Source organism: Streptomyces oceani, assembly GCF_001751245.1.
Classification (GTDB): domain Bacteria; phylum Actinomycetota; class Actinomycetes; order Streptomycetales; family Streptomycetaceae; genus Streptomyces; species Streptomyces oceani.
This window is the reverse complement of sequence record NZ_LJGU01000107.1, coordinates 9,085-25,689: the sequence shown is the minus strand read 5'-3', so window position 1 is coordinate 25,689 and position 16,605 is coordinate 9,085. Positions and strand designations below refer to the sequence as shown.

The following is a 16,605-nucleotide window of genomic DNA, read 5'->3' as shown; positions in this document are numbered from 1 at the left end:
AGTGGTGGCAGGCGCAGAACCAGGGTTCGGACGGCAGCAGCGGCTTCGGCGGCCACGCGCTGCGCCGGGGCTGAGCCAGGGCCGAGCCGGGACGTGCCCGCGCTCGGTCCGCGGAGTCTCGCCGCCTCGGCCGGTGCTGTTCCTCAGCCGCCGCTGAGTAGCGGCGGGAAGTGCCGCGCCCAGGACGGGTCGACGTCCGGCTGGGGACCCTCGTGTGCGGCCCGACAGGGGTCTCCCTCCCGGTGCGCCGCACGCGGCAGGTAACCGTCGAAGAGGAACCGGCCCCGGAAACGGTCGTCGAGAAGCTCCGCGCACCGGGTGGTGGGGGCGGCGGTCGCCGGGTCGGTCGTGCGGTAGCCGCCGGAGTCTTCCAGGGCGAAGGCCGTACGCTTCCCGAAGTCGACGCCGTGGGCGGCGAGGAGCTCACCGCCCGCCAGCAGTGCCGCGTACTCGTGGCCCAGGACGCCGCCGAAGGTCCGGTCGTTGAGCAACAGCACCGGAGCGCCGAGGCTGAGCAGCGAGCCCAGCAGCAGGTCGTCCGTGTCGAACGCGTCGAGCGGATCCGGCTCCTCGGGTATCCGCGCGTCGGCCCGCCAGGCGTCCAGGTCCGCTGGGGCGAGAGCGCCCGGGCGGAGGGCGTACGCGCCGTCCGTCCCGCACTCCAGCTCCCACGGGTTCGGCAGCGCCCACGCGTCCGGCAGGCCGGGGCCGCTGGTGCGCAATGCGTGCCCGGAACCGCCCGGGACGAGCAGGTCGTAGAGCGGCAGCACGTCGTCATGCAGCGTGAGGACGCAGTTGAGGTCGAAGCCCATCGGCGTAGTCTCGCAGTGTGCCGCCACCATCGCCTCCGCCGGACGTGCACGCGCTCGCTCGCGCCTTCCAGCGCCCCGCCGAGCCGGACGGGTCGGGTGCGTTGACGCCCGTACGGTACGTCAGCCAGCCGACCTGGCGGCTGGACACCGGCTCCGGCCGTTACTTCGTGAAGCGGCTGCTCGTCCAGGACTGGCCCGAGGGCTGGCGTCCGCAGCTGGAACGGGCCATGGAGCTGGAACGTGCCGCGTCGGCCGCCGGCATCCCCACCCCGATGACGATCGAGCCGATCGAGCCTGCCCCAGATGCCGGGGGTGCCGAAGCGGGCTGCGGTCTGGCCGTCGACCTGGGCGACGGGGCCGGCCTGGTGCGGATGCACGCCTGGCTGGACGGGGACGAGCCCGTCCCCGACGCCGACCTGGCGCGCTGGTGCGGCGCCACCCTGGCCGCGCTGCACGCCCTGTGGCCGGCGGGGGAGGAGCGTACGGACGGCATGTGGCCGCTGTGGTACGGCGTCAACCCGGCGGAAGCCTGGGAGGAGTGGCTGGCGGCCGGGCTCGCGCAGCAGCGGCCCTGGGCGCCGGTGCTGCGCGAACGACTGCCGCTGATCACGGAGTTGNCCGACCTGGCGCGCTGGTGCGGCGCCACCCTGGCCGCGCTGCACGCCCTGTGGCCGGCGGGGGAGGAGCGTACGGACGGCATGTGGCCGCTGTGGTACGGCGTCAACCCGGCGGAAGCCTGGGAGGAGTGGCTGGCGGCCGGGCTCGCGCAGCAGCGGCCCTGGGCGCCGGTGCTGCGCGAACGACTGCCGCTGATCACGGAGTTGACCGCCCGGATCGAGGCGAGCTACCAGCAGGTCGGGGACCACGTCGTGACCCATCGTGATGTCGTGCCGCACAACGTCTTGTGGACCGCCGACGGTTGCGTGCTCATCGACTGGGACACCGCCGGCCCGGACAGCGCCACCCTGGAGACCGCCGCGGCCGTCTTCGACCAGGCACGGCACGGCCGCGGGGCGGAGCCCGACCCGGCCCGTATCGTGCTCGCACTGGACGCCTACCGGAACGCCGGCGGCGAACTGCGGCCCTGCGACTTCCCGCTCGCCCGCCGCCTGGGCGTACACCTGGCCCGCTGTGTCGAGAAGCTGCGCGGCACGCTCGACCGTACGACGGACGGCTCGGGGGAGCGGGCCGCCGCGGACGCCCGGGTCACCGAACGGCTCACCGCGCTGCCGGAGTTCTCGGCCTGGCTGCTCGACTGGTCGCGCCGGCTGTACNTACGGTACAGCAGGCCGGCCAGGGACCGCCGCGCGGCCCGCCGGCCCGGTCAGCTGGGCGCCGGCACGGGCGTCAGATCCAACGCGGCGTGCAGCGGAGCCGGGTCGGCGCGCAGCGGGGCGCCGTCGAGACGTGCGGTGACCCGCCCTGAGGTCAGTACGGTGACCGTGTCGGCGCTCTCCACCGCCAGGGTCGGACTGGGCGAGACCAGCAGTATGGCGATGCCCTCCGAGGCCAGGGTGCCGATCAGTTCGCGGATCTGACGTACGAGGAGCGGCGCCAGTCCCTCCGTCGGCTCATCCAGCAGCAGCACCCGGGGACTGCCGAGCAGCGCGCGGGCCAGCGCGAGCATCTGCTGCTCCCCGCCGGACAGGTCGCTGCCCCGGTGCCCGCGTCGTTCGGCCAGCCTGGGCAGCAGCTCCAGTACCCTGTCCGGCGTCCAGGTCCTCTGGTGGCGGGCCCCACGGCCGCCGTCGCCCTTGACCGGACGCGGCGGACGGTACGACAGCCGCAGGTGCTCCCCGACGGTCAGTCCGGCGAACACCCGCCGGCCCTGCGGTACCAGGCCGATGCCGGCACGGGCGACCTGGTGGGCGGGCCGGCCGCTGACGTCCCGTCCGTTCGCTCGTACGGAGCCCGCGGTGGGACGGTGCAGCCCGGCGATCGTGTGCACCAGGGTGGTCTTGCCGGCGCCGTTGTGGCCGACGACGGCGTGCACGCCGCCCGGCGGCACGTCCAGGTCCAGCTCGTGGAGCACGGTGCCGCCGCCGTAGCCGGCCGTCAGCCCGTTGAGTTGGAGCATCGGCGGCTCGGGAGCGTCCCGCCGTTCGGCGGTCCCGTTCGACTGGGGTGCGGTGGCGGGCATCGGTCATCCCCTCTCGGTGGCTGACGGCGGGGTGTCGGCACCGTTCGCCGGCCCCGCGCCCGTGGCGGACTCGGCCACGGAGGTGGGGACCGTGTCCAGGTAGACCTCACGGACCTCGGGGTCGCTGAGCGCCTCCTGCGTGCCGCCGCTCACCAGGACGCTGCCGGAGGCCAACACCGTGACGTTGTCCGCGAGTTCGGTCACCACCTCGATGTGGTGTTCCACCAGGAGCAGGGCGACGTCGGCGGGGATGTCGCGGAGGACGTCGACGAGGCGACCGATGTCGCGGTCGGTCAGCCCGGCTGCCGGCTCGTCGAGCAGAAGCAGCCGGGGTTCCCCGACCAGCGCGGCGGCCAGGTCCAGCATCCGGCGTTGGCCGTGGGACAGGGCGCCAGCGGGATGCTCCGCCTGGTCGGCGAGCCCGACGGCTTCCAGCCGCCGCATGGCGATGTCCCGCATCTGGCGCCGGCGCGCGGGTCGGCGCCAGGCCGTCCAGCCCGCGCGGTGGTGCCGCCAGCCGGCCAGCATGGCGTTGTCCAGCGCGGTCAGTTCCGTGATGACGGTGGGCTGCTGGTAGCTGCGGGCGATACCCAACCGGCTGCGTCGGGCCGCCTCGGTACGGGTGAGGTCGATGCCACCGGCTTTCCCGGCCCGGCCAGTCAGTCCGGCCCGTCCGGCCCGTCCAAGCTGCCCGCTGCCGCCCGGCCGGTCCGGGTCGGCCAGCAGGATGGTGCCGCCGTCCGGCCGCTCGGTGCCGGCGATGAGGTTCAACAGGGTGGTCTTGCCGGCGCCGTTGGGGCCGATCACGGCGTGCCGGGCACCGACGGGAAGGCGCAGGCTCACGTCGTTCACCGCGGTGAGGCTGCCGTATCTGCGGGTGAGGTGCGAGAGCGTCAACAGGGAGCCGTCGGCGGGGTCCGTGCGGGGGCGGTCCGTGTCGGGGCCGGACGGGTGCGTACGACTCATGAGGTGCTCTCCCGGGCAGGTGACCGGCGGTTCGGGAGCGGTGGGCGCAGCCCGGCGAGGCCGCGCGGCAGCAGGTACACGGTGACGACGAACAGCGTGCCGAGCAGCAGGGGCCCGTGGCCCGGCCAGAACGCGGAGAGCCAGTCCCGGACGAAGACGATGAGCCCGGCTCCGAGGAGCGCGCCGATGACGGAGTGGGTGCCGCCGATCACCGCGGCCAGCAGCGCGAACGCGGCGATCTCGAAGCCCACGTCGGAGGGTGAGACGTACGCCTGCACGGTGATCAACAGGGAGCCGCCGATGCCGGCCAGCGCGCCGGACCCGATGTAGGCGAGCAGCAGGTAGCGGGTCACCGGATGGCCCGAGGCACGCATCCGGGCCTCGGCTCCGCGGGTGCCCGTCAGCAGCTTGCCGGCGGGGGAGCGGAGGAAGAGAAGGGTGACCGCGATGGCGCAGGCTGCCACGACCAGGGTGTAGTTGAAGATGGCGTCCTCCTCGACCAGCGGCTCGCCGCCCCACAGTGCCTGGGTTGCGGGAAAGTCGAGGAGTCCGTCCGTGCCGCCGGTGAGCGACTTGAACTGTTCGATGGCGATGACGGTCAGCTCCCCGATCGCGAGCGTGATCATCAGCACCGTCGTGCCGCGTGCCCGGATCACCGCCGGGCCGGTCACCAGGGCGAACAGCGCGGCCGTCGTCGCCGAGGCGAGGACCTGGACCGGTCCCACCGTCCACCCCTCGCCGGCGATCAGCGCGGTGGTGTACGCGCCGATGGCGAACGGTGCCGCCTGCCCGAGGGTGGGCAGGCCGGCGTACCCGGTCAGGACGGTGACGCTGACCGCGAGGAGGCCCAGGGCCAGCGCGTAGCCGACGAGCGAGAGGGTGTACGGCTCCAGCAGGGTCGGCAGCGGAATGAGCACCACGAGCAGGAGCAGCAGTGGCGCGGCCTGCCGCAGCATCCTGGGAAACGGGCCGGAGGCGAGCTTCCCTGCGGCCTTGCGCCTCGTGTCCCGCGTCCCGCTCGGGGCGGAACCGGAATCGCCGTCCACGGTCCGCTCGGGGGCGTCCGCCCTGTTGGAGGCCGCCCGGTCGGAGCCGCCGACCCTGGTGGCCGCGCCGGCCCGCGCGGGGGTGAGCCTGCGCAACAACCAGCGGACCGGGTCGGCGGAGGAGGAACCGATGCTCCCGGGGTGCTCGGCGTCCTCCGGTACCGGCGAACGGTGCGCCCGTACGGTCAGGATCGCGGCCATGGCGGCGAACAGCAGGTACGGCGCCCACTCCGGGGCGAGCGAGACGCCGAGCGTCTGCACCTGGCCCACGACGATCGCGGCGACCAGGATGGCCCACAGCGACCGCATTCCGCCGAGCACCACGACGACCAGGGACAGCATCAGCACCGTGTCCGCGGTGTCCGGCGCCGGACCGATGATCGGCGCGCCGAGCACTCCCGCCGCGCCGGCCAACGCACCGGCGGCGGCGAGCACTCCGGTGTGCACGACACGCGGACTGTGACCCGTGGACGCCAGCATCTGCGGATCGTCCGCGGCGGCGCGTACGGCCGCACCCGCGCGGGTACGTTTCAGCACCCAGGTGCCGAACGTCGCCAGCAGCACCGCCATCACGATGAAGCCGAGCCGGTAGGCGGGATAACGGTGCCCGAGGATGTTCACCGACTCGTTCAGGGCCTCGGGGACTCGTACGGGCATCGAGTCCGAACCGAAGTACTCGACCAGCAGGTTGCCGCCGACGAGCGCGAGCCCGAAGGTCAGCAACGCCTGCGCGAGATGGCCCCGTCTGGCCAGCGGGGCGGTCGCCACGGACAGCAGGACGCCGGCCAGGCAGGCCAGCAGCGTGCCGACGAGCAGCCCGAGGAGCATGCCCGTCCAGGTGCCGTCGCTCAGCTCGGCTCCGGTGTAGGCACCTACGGCGTACAGCGTGCCGTGCGAGAGGTTGAGTACGCCAGCGGTACCGAAGGCGAGGCTCAGTCCGGCGGCGACGACGAACAGCAGCAGCCCGTAGGCCACGCCGTCGACCGCCGGGACGAGCTGCGCGTCGAGGGTTCCCAACATCAGCCCAGCGTCTTCAGGTCCTGGACCTTGACGTTCGCCAACTGGTCACCGTCCGGACGCACCTGACGCAGGTACCACTTCTGCACCGGCGCGTGCGTCTTCTCGTTGAACTCCCAGGGACCACGCGGGCTGTCGATCTTGCCCAGGCCGCCGATGGCCTTGTTGATGGTCTCCGAAGTCACCTCGCCCTTCTTGCTGGCCTCGCCGATCGCCTTGTCCAGCACGGACGCGGCGTCGTACGAGGCCATCGCGTACTCCGTGGGCGTGGTGTCGTGCTTGGCCGTCCAGTCGGAGACGAACTTCCGGTTGGCGTCGTTGTCCAGGTCGGCGGAGTAGTTCTGGACGGAGTAGACGTCCTTGGCGGCCTTGCCCTGGGCCTTCAGGGTGCTGCCCTCGGTGGCGAACGCGGTGTACAGCGGCAGGTGCGAGGCGTCCGACTTGGCGTACTGCTTGACGAAGTCGACCGCCGCCTTGCCGGCGTAGAAGGTGTAGATCGCCTCGGCGTCGGACTTGGCGATGTCCGAGAAGTACGGCAGGAAGTTCGTGGTCTTGGGGAACGGCGTCCAGGTGGTCTTGCCGTCCGGGTTGGCGAGTTCGCCGCCCTCCTTCTTGAACTCCTTGGTGAAACCGCCCACCTCGTCGTAGCCGCCCTGGTAGTCGGGGCCGATCGCGTAGACGGGGCCGTCGACCTCCTCGTGTACGTACTCGGCGATGGCCTGCCCCGGTTCGTCGGAGAGGAAGGAGGTGTGCCACAGCCGGTCGACGTTCTTCACCGGCGGTCGACCGTTCGACGACACCAGCGGAATCTTGGCCTTCTCGGCCAGCGGAAGCACGGAGTTGTACGAACCGTTGGCGACGATGCCGGTCATGGCGTCGACCTGGTCCTTCTTGATCATCTTCTCGGCCGCCGGCCGCGCCGTCGCCGGCCCGTCGCCCTCGTCACCGATGACCAGCTCGACCTTCTTGCCGCCCAACTTGCCGTCATGGGTGTCCAGATAGAGCTTGAAGCCATCGCGGAGCTCCGTGCCGACGGGCTCGTAGGTGCCGGACAGCGAGGCGAGCAAACCGATCTTGAGGGTGTCGTCCTCGGAGCTGCCACTGCTGCTACAGCCCGCGCTGGCGGCCACCGAGAGGGTGAGTGCCACGGCACCGGTGGTCCGTATTCTCTGATTGCGCGCTATGCGTGCGTTCTTGAACATCTGGGCTTCCTGGGGGAGGTACGGGTGCTGGCAGGGGTGGGGGCGGGCGGACAGGGGGGTCAGTACGCGACGTGCGAACCGTGGTCGCGCGTCTCCGGCGACAGCGCGTCCCCGACCTGGTTGATCAGTTCCGACATCATGAAGCTGACCTCGCCGATGTCCGCCTCCCTCGTGGTGGACACGAGCAGGGAGGCGCCGCCGGAGACCGCCATGGAGAACATGTAGCCGCCCTCCATCGCGGTCAGGCTGTGCTCCACCGGGTCGGTCTGCGTCAACTGGGCGGCCCCGGAGAGCAGGCTGACGATGCCGGAGGCGATCGCGGCGAGCCTGTCGGCGTCGTCCCGGGACATCCCGGTGAAGGCGAGCGCCAGCCCGTCCACGGAAACGGCGACGGCGTGGGTGACTTCCGGGAGCCGTCGTGCGAAGTCGCTCAGCAGCCAGTTCAGGTCAATAGGTCGGGTCATCACGTGTTCCGTTGAGTGTCGTCGGCATTCCCGTTCTCCGAACCGCCGGGGTTCGTCGGGGCAGGGCGCTCGCGGCGATTCGCGCTCCTGTTGATGCCTTGCGAATAGGCGGTCAGGACGTCCGAGATCTGCCGGGAGTCCCTGCGGCGGGGCGGCGACTGGGGCTTGGACCCGGCCCCGGACGCCGGTGCCGCTGTGCCGTCACCCTTGTCCTGTTGTACGGGAGCCGGCCGTTGCTGCTTGGTCCCCTGCTTGCGCGGCCGTACGGGCAGCCCCGCGGAGCTGAACCCGGCGGTCTCGGGAGCTGACGGCGCGGGCCGCGCGTCGTGCTGACCAGTGGACGGCCCGTCGGACTCCCCGTCGGTGGCGCGTTCCCGGGTGGGCTGGGCGTCCCGTACGGCCTCTCGGTTCGTGTCCCCGCCGGGAGCCGCCCGGGCTGCCGTGGGGCGCGGCCCGGGCCACTCCGGGCCGGCCGGGCGTACCCTTCCCAGCCGCGTCGTCTCGTCATGGGCGTGTGCCTTCTCCCCGCCTCCCTCGCCGGTGCCGGCGCTGTAGTCGTGGTGACCACGAGCCGGTTCGGGCGCGGGAGCCCCCGCGGTCTCGGCCGGCCGCCGTGCCGGCTGGTCCGGCTCGGGTACGGGCCCGGGCGCGGCTGATGGGGCCGGCGGGGCGGGAACGGCCCCACGCGCGGTGACGGACGTGCCCGCCGGCCCGGTCGTACCGCTCTCGGGGCGGACACTCCCGGCGCCCGGCAGCGCGTCCGGCGCCTCGTCCCCCGAGGCGCTGGTCAACACGCCGGAGGGCAGCATGACCTCGGCGATGGTGCCGGGGCTCTCCGAGCCACGCAGCTCGACCACGATGCCGTGCCGGGCGGCGAGTCGGGACACCACGTGCAGGCCCATGGAGCGTACGGCCCCGATGCTGGCCTGTGGTTCCGCCAGGGTGGCGTTCAGTTCGGCCCGCCGCTCCGGCTTGATGCCCACCCCGTCGTCGACGACCTGCACGACGGCGCGGTCCCACAGCCGCCAGGCCGCGATGCCGACCTTCCGCTCCGGTGGGGAGTAGCGGGTGGCGTTGTCGAGCAGTTCGGCCAGGATGTGCGCCAGGTCGTGCACGGCGCGGGCGGTGATGCCGATGCCCGGCTCGATGACCCCGGTCTCCACCCGCTCGAACTGCTCGATCTGCTGAGCCGCCGCCATGACCACCGTGGAGCAGGGTACGTCGGCCGTGCGGGCTCGGCCGTGACCGGAACCGCCCAGCACCAGCAGGTTGTTGGTGTTGCGCTCCATCCGGATGGCCAGGTGGTCGAGCGCGAAGAGCAGCTTCATCCGCTCCGGGGTGGCCTCGTCGCGCTGCATGGTGTCCAGCTCGGAGACCATGACGCTGGTCAGCTGCGCGCCCCGCCGGGCCACGGTGACCAGGGTCTCGGCGAACTGCTCGTGCGCGTCGGCCTGTTCCGCGGCCAGGCGTACGGCCTCGTGGTGCACCGAGTTGAACGCCTCGCCGACCTCCCCGATCTCGTCCTCGCCGGTGGTGGTCACCGGCTTGCTGGAGCGTTGGGCGACCTGTTCGGGCGTGGCGCCACTGAGCGCGCCCGGCTGCGAGAGTTCCCTGGTGACCTGGGGCAGCCGCTGGTGCGCCATGTCGTTCGCGGCGTCTCGCAGGTCGCGGAGCCGGCGGATCATCACCCGGCCCAGCCGGGAGGCGACGAGCACGGTGCCGACGAGCGTCAACAGAACGAGGACCGCCTCGCCGACGGCCCACCAGATCAGCTCGGAACGCTTGTCCTCCACCGTGCTCAGCACCGAGTCGTCGATCCGGCTCTCCACGGAGCGCAGCAGCGACAACCGGTCCGAGGTGGCCTTCCGCCAGGTGTCCGCGGCGATGGAGAGTTCGGCGCCCGGCTGGCTACGGCTGACCTGGTCCTCGAGGCGCTGCGCCGCCAGGGCCTTCGGGCCCGAGACGCTCTTCTCCAGCCAGGTGCGCCACTCCTCCGGGCCGATGTCGAACATCGTGTTCGTCGACTCGGTGTATCCCAGGATGGTGGCCTGGAACGTCTGCTGCGAGGCGGGTGTGAATCCCCCGCCGGCCAGCGCCCGTAGCACGGTCACCTGTTGCTGGCCGATGTGCTCGGTGGCCTCGGAGAGGGCGGCGTTGGCCCGGATCTGGTCCGCGACATCGGCCTCCACGCCCTCCGCCTGGGCGATGCCCTCACGGTAGGTCACCAGGTCGCCGATGATGATGCGGTAGCTGAAGGTCAGCGCGGAGAGCGAGCTGCTGCCGGAGCGTGCCTGGGCGTGGAGCGTGGGCAGATTCTCGACGGAACGATTCACCCGCTCAAGCGCCTTCTGGGCGTTCTCGGGCACGTGTGACAGATCGCCGCGCTTGGCGCGGAAGGTGTCGATGCTCGCACTCGTGGCGGCGGTGGTCTTACGGAAGTTGGCCTCGTCGCCCTGGCCGGAGACCAGCGCGGTGGCGGCCGTCCGCTCGTCCTGTAGTCGGTAGGCCAGCTCGCTGGCGGCCGTGGCGGCTTCGACCATCTTGGTGAGCCGGTGCGCCTGGAGCGCCTGCTGCCCGGACGGGGCGAGGGCGAGGAGGGAGAAGGTAACGGCTACCGCGAGCGGTACCGCGACCAGGAGGACGAGTCGACGGTAGATTCTCACTGCGGGGCTCCGTCATCGGAGCCGGTGATCATTATCGGTGACACACGGATACCTAGCGGGTTGGTCAAGACCGGTGGGGGTGTGTATCTCGCCAAACGAGAACAGTTGAGTCCTCAGGGGTATGGCGAAACACCCTGGCACGTACAAGGACAATTTCGAAACTTGGGGGGTGCATGATCGAACAAATTCAAGAACTCCCCTATATGTTCGCCCATGGGTCAGCCCGCACCGACTCGCTTCGGACTCGGCCGCGGACATCGTCTCAGGCCACGACGTGTCCGTTCAGCCGGGGTCTTGTGGAGGTTGGGTGTGGGTGCGGTCGCAAAGATCCACATCCCGGGGCCAGTTTTGTCCTTGCCCCCGTGACCAGATCATGATCCGGCGCCTGGCACGCGTTCGACGCATCAGTCAACGGTCGCCGTACGGGCGGTGTTCAGCCAGCGCCAGCCAAGGGCCGTCAGGACCAGCCAGCAGGGCCGCCGGGGCCAGTCAAGGTTGGTCAGGGGCGGCCGTGAAGCCGCCGCCCGCGGTCAGGACTTGAGGGCCAACCCGCCGTGCAGCGAGACCTCCGGTGGTGTCCCCCAGGGCTCCGCCTCCGGACGCCACCTGGGACAGGTGGTCACCCCCGGGGGCAGCAACTCCAGCCCCTCGAAGTAGCCCTCGATCAGCTTCGGGCTGCGCGGTGTGTACGGCACGGCGCCGCTGGCCGTGTTGTGCCGTCGGATGGCCTCCACGTATGCCGGGTCGGTGTCGGTGCCGTCGTTGAGCCCGAGGAAGCTGCCCGGCGGCAGCGCGTCCAGCAGCCGGTCGACCACCGAGCGCGCCTCGTCGTAGTCGCTGACCAGACCGAGGATGCCCATCAGCATCAGGCCCACCGGACGGCTCAGATCCAGCGTCTGACCGGCCGTACGCAGAATCCGCTCCGGGTCCCGCACGTCGGCGTCGATGTACGCGGTGACGCCCTCGGGCGTGCTGGTCAGCAGGGCTTGGGCGTGCACGAGGACCAGGGGGTCGTTGTCGACGTAGACGATGCGGCTCTCCGGAGCCACCCGCTGGGCGATCTCGTGGGTGTTGTCCACAGTGGGCAGGCCCGTGCCGATGTCCAGGAACTGCCGAATGCCGGCCTCCTGCGCGAGATGCCGCACCACGCGCCCGATGAAGGCGCGGGAGTGGCGGGTGATGTCGACCATCCCGGGGAAGACGGCGCACACCTTGTCACCGGCCGTACGGTCCGCTGGATAGTTGTCCTTGCCCCCCAGCAGGTAGTTCCAGATCCGTGCCGAGTGCGGCACGGAGGTGTCCAGCCGGGACATGGCCGGCTGTGGTGTCGAGTCCGTCAAGGCGACCCCCTGCCGCGCGGTGTGTGCCCCCCAAACTAACGCCTCACGCCCCGTCGTTGACCCTGCGCGCGGGTCGCGACTCGATGACGTTCGGGTGATCGCCGGCCGATCGCCGCCCGTCGGTCGGCCCCGGCCGATCGCCGCCCGTCGGTCGCCGTCGTGGGTGGCCCGCCGAAGCACCGGCACAGGACCGCGGTCCCGTCGGGGGTGTAGTCAGGTGCCCTGCGGCTTTGGGTACGTACCGCCCTCGTGGCCGCGGCGGGCGATCCGTAGCGTCTTCTCCAACGGCGCACACCGGCGCCACCGAAGGGAAGTGAGAGCCATGTTCCGGCACCACGACGTGCACTCGAACCGGAGCGCGGAAGCACTGCGGATCGCTTCCCTGCGCAAGGTCTACGGCGGTGGCGAGGACTCCGCCTCCGCGGGCCCCGCCGGTTCCGCCGGACGCCAGGTGGCCGCGCTGGACGGGATCTCCCTGAGCCTGCCCGCCGGGAGCTTCACCGCGGTGATGGGCCCCTCCGGTTCCGGCAAGAGCACGCTGCTGCGCTGCGCGGCCGGGCTGGACCAACCGACCAGCGGTGAGGTCACCGTGGACGGCGCCGAGATGTCGGGTGGCAGCGAGAGCGAGCTGACCCGCTTCCGGCGGCAGCGGATCGGTTTCCTCTTCCAGCAGTTCAACCTGATGCCGACTCTCAGCGTGCTACAGAACGTCACGCTGCCGCTGCGGCTCGCCGGCCGGATGGCCGACCCGCGCCGGGCCGTACGACTGTTGGAACAGGTCGGGCTGGGCGACCGGTCGCACGACCGGCCGGCGCAGCTGACCGGCGGTCAGCAGCAGCGGGTGGCGCTCGCGCGGGCGTTGGTCACCAAGCCCAGCGTCATCTTCGCCGACGAGCCGACCGGTGCGCTGGACGCCAAGAGCGCGCGCAGCGTGCTCGACCTGATGTGGCAGGCCGTGCACCGCCACGGGCAGACCGTCGTGATGGTGACCCAGGACCCGGTCGCCGCGTCGTACGCCGACTCCGTGCACTTCCTCGCCGAGGGCCGGCTCGCCGGCCGACTGGACCAGCCGACCGCCGAGACCGTGGCCGAGCGGATGACACAGCTCGGGGGCAGCCCGACGAGCGCGATGCCGACTCTCCCCCGAGTCGGCGGGGCGCGGCGCGGGTCGCACACGCCCGCTATGGGCACCCTGGTCGCCGCGTAACCGGCGGCCAGCCCCCGTACGGTATGCGAGGGCGCACCCCCGTGCGCCGGACGTCCCCCTACGTCCGGCCCGCGCCCTCGCATACGAGAAGGCCGCGCCTCTGGTGTCCAACCCGGAGGCGCGGCCCTTCTGTCGTGGAGTCGTCACGGCTGTCACTGCCGGCAGTGGCGGCAGTGACAGCACGGCCGTGACGGGCGGTGTGTACGGGCGCGGGCCCGGGCGGTGGAGCGGGAGTCTGTGCGCTCCCGTTCCGTGGGCATCGTCCGCCCGGGGCCCGCACGAGTCCGTACGCGTCCGGCCCGCGTCCGCGTACGAGCACGCGTCCGCGCGCGGCGCGTACGTCAGACCGCGATCGCCACCTCCGCCAGGCCGCCGTCCCGCGCGACGACCGTGCGCTCGGCGCTGCCGCCGGGCACCAGCGCGCGTACGGTCCAGGTGCCCTCGGCGGCGTAGAACCGGAACTGGCCGGTGGCCGAGGTCGGGACCTCCGCCGTGAACTCGCCGGTCGCGTCGAGCAGCCGGACGTAACCGTTCACCGGCTCGCCGTCGCGGGTGACGCTGCCCTGGATGGTGGTCTCACCTGGCTTGATCGTGGCGGCGTCCGGGCCGCCCGCCTGTGCTCCGCACATGTGTCCTCAGCTTCCTCGTGGTCCTTCGGTGGTTCAGAGCGTCCGGCAGTAGGGGAGCGGCACCCTGTGCGGGGCCGTACGCCGATGCCCGGCGCCCTCCTTCTCCCACGCGCCACCGCCGGACGCTCTCGGTCAGTTCGAACCGAGCTCGACCGGGACGCCGACGAGCGAGCCGTACTCGGTCCAGGAGCCGTCGTAGTTCTTGACGTTCGGCTGGTCCAGCAGCTCGTGCAGCACGAACCAGGTGTGCGCGGAACGCTCGCCGATCCGGCAGTAGGCGATGGTGTCCTTGCCGAAGTCGACGCCCGCGCCCTCGTACAGTTCCTTCAGCTCCGCGTCGCCCTTGAAGGTGCCGTCGTCGTTGGCCGACTTGGACCACGGGATGTTCCGCGCGCTCGGGATGTGGCCCGCGCGCTGGGACTGCTCCTGGGGCAGGTGCGCGGGCGCGAGGAGCTTGCCGCTGAACTCGTCGGGGGACCGCACGTCGACCAGGTTCTGCTGGTCGATGGCCGCCACGGCCTCGTCCCGGAACGCGCGGATCGAGGTGTCCTGCGGCTGGGCACGGTAGGTCGTACGGGCCCGCTCCGGCACCTCGGTGACCAGGTCGCGGGAGTCCAGCTCCCACTTCTTGCGCCCGCCGTCCAGCAGCCGGACGTCCTGGTGGCCGTAGAGCCTGAAGTACCAGTAGGCGTAGGCGGCGAACCAGTTGTTGTTGCCGCCGTAGAGCACGACCGTGTCGTCGTTCGCGATGCCCTTCTCGGACAGCAGCTTCTCGAAGCCGGCCTGGTCGACGAAGTCGCGGCGCACCGGGTCCTGGAGGTCCTGCTTCCAGTCGATCCGGACGGCGTTCTTGATGTGGTTCTTGTCGTAGGCCGAGGTGTCCTCGTCCACCTCGACCAGGACCGTCTTCGGGTCGTCGAGACGGGCCTCGACCCACTCGGCGTCCACCAGGACGTCACTGCGGCTCATGGGATCTCCTCCGGAGGGCTGGCTGATGAGCGGAGCTGGGCTGTGTGGTGCGGCTGTGTGGTGCGCGTGCGCAGCCTGCGGGGGCGTGGTGCGCGGTCGGTCGGTGCCGGGCGGCCGGCTGGGCCGAGCGGCGGTCTCGAGGGGTGCGGTGGTGCTGCGGCTGCAGGTGCGGCGGACGCGGCCTGCCGACCCCGGTGCGGCGGTACGAGCACCGCTCGTCACGCTCGCGGTGCGGGCGTCTGCCGCGCCACGGTCCGTACCCGTCAGGGCGCGCGGGCCGCGCATGCCGGGAGCGGGTGCGTCAGCCGCCGGGGCGACACAGCATGGCGGCGACGCGGCACAGGTCTACTGCCCGTCGCTTCGTGAGAACCGCCTGTCGCTTCATGCCCTCGATCGTAAGAGAGTCCGGGTCCCGTGTCACCGGGCTACCGAATGGCGAGACGTAAGAGTCTGTGATGTGAGACGCGGCCCTCGAATGTCGCTCCGCGCGGCCATGGACGAGGGGTGTTCCCCCGGTGTGGCGCTGTGACGCGGACGATGGCGTATCGCGATGTGGACACCAGTCGCTGGCCGGCGGCGATGGGCCGCAGGCCCGCCCCGCGTCCCGCCGGGCAGCCCCGCCGCCAGGTTGTCCCACCGGCAGGCTGTCCGGCTGCCTGCCCGGCCCGTGAGTCTGGGACGAGCTCAGCCCGTCAGATCGACGTTCGAGCCCCGGAGCTGGAAGGCCAACCCGTCCTCAGTCACCTCGGCCTCCCGCATCTCCATCCCCGCCGGCAGGCCGCGCACCTCCTCCTCGAAGTCCACCACCTTGCGGATCTCCTCCTCCGCCCCCGGGATACTGGAGCCCGGGATGGACTCGGCGCGCAACAGCAGCCGCCCGTCGTCGGTCACCCGCACCGTGCTGTACATGGGCTTGGGGATGTCCACCCGCCGGCCCAGGATGTCGACGCTGGCCTTGATCCGCACCTGGTTCTTCGCGGCGCGCTCCGCTCCGGCGTGCGTGACGTGTACGCCCTTGGGGGCGATCGCTTGGAGGTTGGCGTACGACAGCCGGGCCACCCCGGTGGCGCGCTCGGCGGACTGGATGTCGAAGCTGTCGCCCATCGCCAGCTTCGAGAGGGCCACGTCCACCTCGCTGACCTTCACCCGCTGCCCGCCGGCCGCCACGGTCATGCCCTCCAGACGCACGTCCACGTCGTCGAGTTCCTGCCCGACGACCTGGGTCAGGAAAGGGAAGCCGTGGATGGACACGGAGGCGGACTCGGCCTCGGCCAGCCCCTGCGAGGACCGGACCTTGTCGGCCGCCTCGCTCTCCGCGAGATACACGGCGACGCGGTCGGCGGCGACGAAGAGCCCGCCCAGCACCAGGAGCACGACGAGGCTGAATCGGAGTGCGCGCATTGCGGAAGTTCCCCCTGTGTTCGACTGCCGCGAGGGTACTCCGGCCCGGCCGCCTCGGGTGGACCGTCGATCAACCGTCGGCGGCCGCCCGCGCGTTGGTGGCCCGTGCCGGCCGGGCACGCCGGCCCAGGGCCGGCCGCCGAGCGTACGGGGCGGGCGGTCGTCCGAGGCGGGCGTTCGTACGGGGCCGACGGTCGGGTCCGACCGCTGCCGGCTAACCGCGCGCCGTCCGCGAGCCGCTACGCCGTCAGCGCCGTCCGCGCAGCTTCCCGAGCAGCTTCGTGGCCTGCGCGCGCTTCCGCGGGTCGGAGGCCGCGCGCCGGGCCGAGTCGATCGCCTTCTGCCCCTGCGGACTGCGGCTGAACTCCTTGATCCGTTGAATGATGCTGGACACCGTGGACCTCCTGATGCGGGAACTGTGGCGGGGCTCGACCGGCGCGTGGCCGGCCCCGGTCCTCACAAGCTTGCCAGGTCCTGTCCGTACGCCGGACGCCAAGTCGCGCCCTCGACCCCGTCGTCCCTCCTCCCCCGAAGGTCAGCCCGTTACACGCCCCAGCAGATAGACCACGGGCGCCGCCAGGCTGAGCGGCAACGCGACCCCGGCGGTCAGGTGGACGAAACGCGAGGGGAAGTCGTAACTCGCCACCCGCAGCCCCGCCACCGCGCACACTCCCGCGGCCAGCCCGAGCAGCGCGCCGTCCGCCCGGCCGGGGTCCGTGACGCCCCCCACCGCCCACGCTGTACCGTAC

At 71.8% G+C, this 16,605-nt stretch carries 13 protein-coding genes and 2 pseudogenes; 2 read left to right on the top strand and 13 right to left on the bottom strand.

The genetic code is table 11. The features are described 5' to 3' along the window. Positions 1-143 precede the first annotated feature (143 nt). Entirely contained in the window at positions 144-812 is a 669-nt protein-coding gene (locus tag AN216_RS04725) for a hypothetical protein (RefSeq protein WP_070195321.1), read from the bottom strand. Between the two features lie 17 nt (positions 813-829). Here AN216_RS04725 and AN216_RS29950 point away from each other — a divergent pair. Next, positions 830-1,858 (top strand): annotated as a pseudogene (locus AN216_RS29950) (phosphotransferase); the annotation flags it as partial. A gap of 278 nt (positions 1,859-2,136) precedes the next feature. Here AN216_RS29950 and AN216_RS29945 read toward each other — a convergent pair. The 7 genes from AN216_RS29945 to AN216_RS04685 all read right to left on the bottom strand — a co-directional run bounded on the left by AN216_RS29945 (position 2,137) and on the right by AN216_RS04685 (position 11,650). Further along, positions 2,137-2,889: an ABC transporter ATP-binding protein gene (locus AN216_RS29945; RefSeq protein ID WP_079166258.1), complete on the bottom strand. Its 753-nt coding sequence runs from the start codon at positions 2,887-2,889 to the stop codon at positions 2,137-2,139. A gap of 66 nt (positions 2,890-2,955) precedes the next feature. Beyond that, on the bottom strand, positions 2,956-3,918 hold the full coding sequence (locus tag AN216_RS04710; RefSeq protein ID WP_079166255.1) for an ABC transporter ATP-binding protein: 963 nt from the start codon (positions 3,916-3,918) through the stop codon (positions 2,956-2,958). Next, positions 3,915-5,981, bottom strand: coding sequence for an ABC transporter permease (locus AN216_RS04705; RefSeq protein WP_079166259.1), 2,067 nt, complete (start codon positions 5,979-5,981; stop codon positions 3,915-3,917). Before AN216_RS04705 ends, AN216_RS04710 begins: the two co-directional genes overlap by 4 nt. Before the next feature lie 2 nt (positions 5,982-5,983). Then, complete coding sequence (locus tag AN216_RS04700) at positions 5,984-7,183, bottom strand: ABC transporter substrate-binding protein (protein WP_070195317.1); 1,200 nt, start codon at positions 7,181-7,183, stop codon at positions 5,984-5,986. Between the two features lie 59 nt (positions 7,184-7,242). Further along, positions 7,243-7,647: a roadblock/LC7 domain-containing protein gene (locus AN216_RS04695; protein ID WP_070195316.1), complete on the bottom strand. Its 405-nt coding sequence runs from the start codon at positions 7,645-7,647 to the stop codon at positions 7,243-7,245. After that, entirely contained in the window at positions 7,647-10,310 is a 2,664-nt protein-coding gene (locus AN216_RS04690; RefSeq protein ID WP_070195315.1) for a sensor histidine kinase, read from the bottom strand. The genes AN216_RS04695 and AN216_RS04690 overlap by 1 nt, the downstream gene beginning before the upstream one ends. Positions 10,311-10,840: 530 nt before the next feature. After that, on the bottom strand, positions 10,841-11,650 hold the full coding sequence (locus AN216_RS04685) for an SAM-dependent methyltransferase (protein ID WP_070195314.1): 810 nt from the start codon (positions 11,648-11,650) through the stop codon (positions 10,841-10,843). A 322-nt stretch (positions 11,651-11,972) separates the two neighbouring features. On the opposite strand from AN216_RS04685, the gene AN216_RS04680 reads away from it, so the two are divergent. Then, positions 11,973-12,857: an ABC transporter ATP-binding protein gene (locus AN216_RS04680; RefSeq protein WP_070195313.1), complete on the top strand. Its 885-nt coding sequence runs from the start codon at positions 11,973-11,975 to the stop codon at positions 12,855-12,857. Positions 12,858-13,198: 341 nt separating this feature from the next. On the opposite strand, the gene AN216_RS04675 is transcribed toward AN216_RS04680, so the two are convergent. From AN216_RS04675 to AN216_RS04660, 5 genes and pseudogenes are all read right to left on the bottom strand, one after another. Continuing rightward, on the bottom strand, positions 13,199-13,486 hold the full coding sequence (locus tag AN216_RS04675; RefSeq protein ID WP_070195312.1) for a DUF1416 domain-containing protein: 288 nt from the start codon (positions 13,484-13,486) through the stop codon (positions 13,199-13,201). A 132-nt stretch (positions 13,487-13,618) separates the two neighbouring features. Beyond that, positions 13,619-14,455 (bottom strand): sulfurtransferase, encoded by an 837-nt coding sequence (locus tag AN216_RS04670; RefSeq protein WP_070195311.1) that lies wholly within the window; start codon positions 14,453-14,455, stop codon positions 13,619-13,621. Positions 14,456-15,139: 684 nt separating this feature from the next. Next, the gene (locus AN216_RS04665) at positions 15,140-15,856 is read right to left on the bottom strand and encodes an LmeA family phospholipid-binding protein (RefSeq protein WP_070195310.1); all 717 of its coding nucleotides are present in this window, start codon (positions 15,854-15,856) and stop codon (positions 15,140-15,142) included. 247 nt (positions 15,857-16,103) lie between these two features. Then, positions 16,104-16,250 (bottom strand): hypothetical protein, encoded by a 147-nt coding sequence (locus tag AN216_RS29045; protein WP_170843027.1) that lies wholly within the window; start codon positions 16,248-16,250, stop codon positions 16,104-16,106. Between the two features lie 141 nt (positions 16,251-16,391). Continuing rightward, a pseudogene (locus tag AN216_RS04660) lies at positions 16,392-16,605 on the bottom strand (hypothetical protein); the annotation flags it as partial.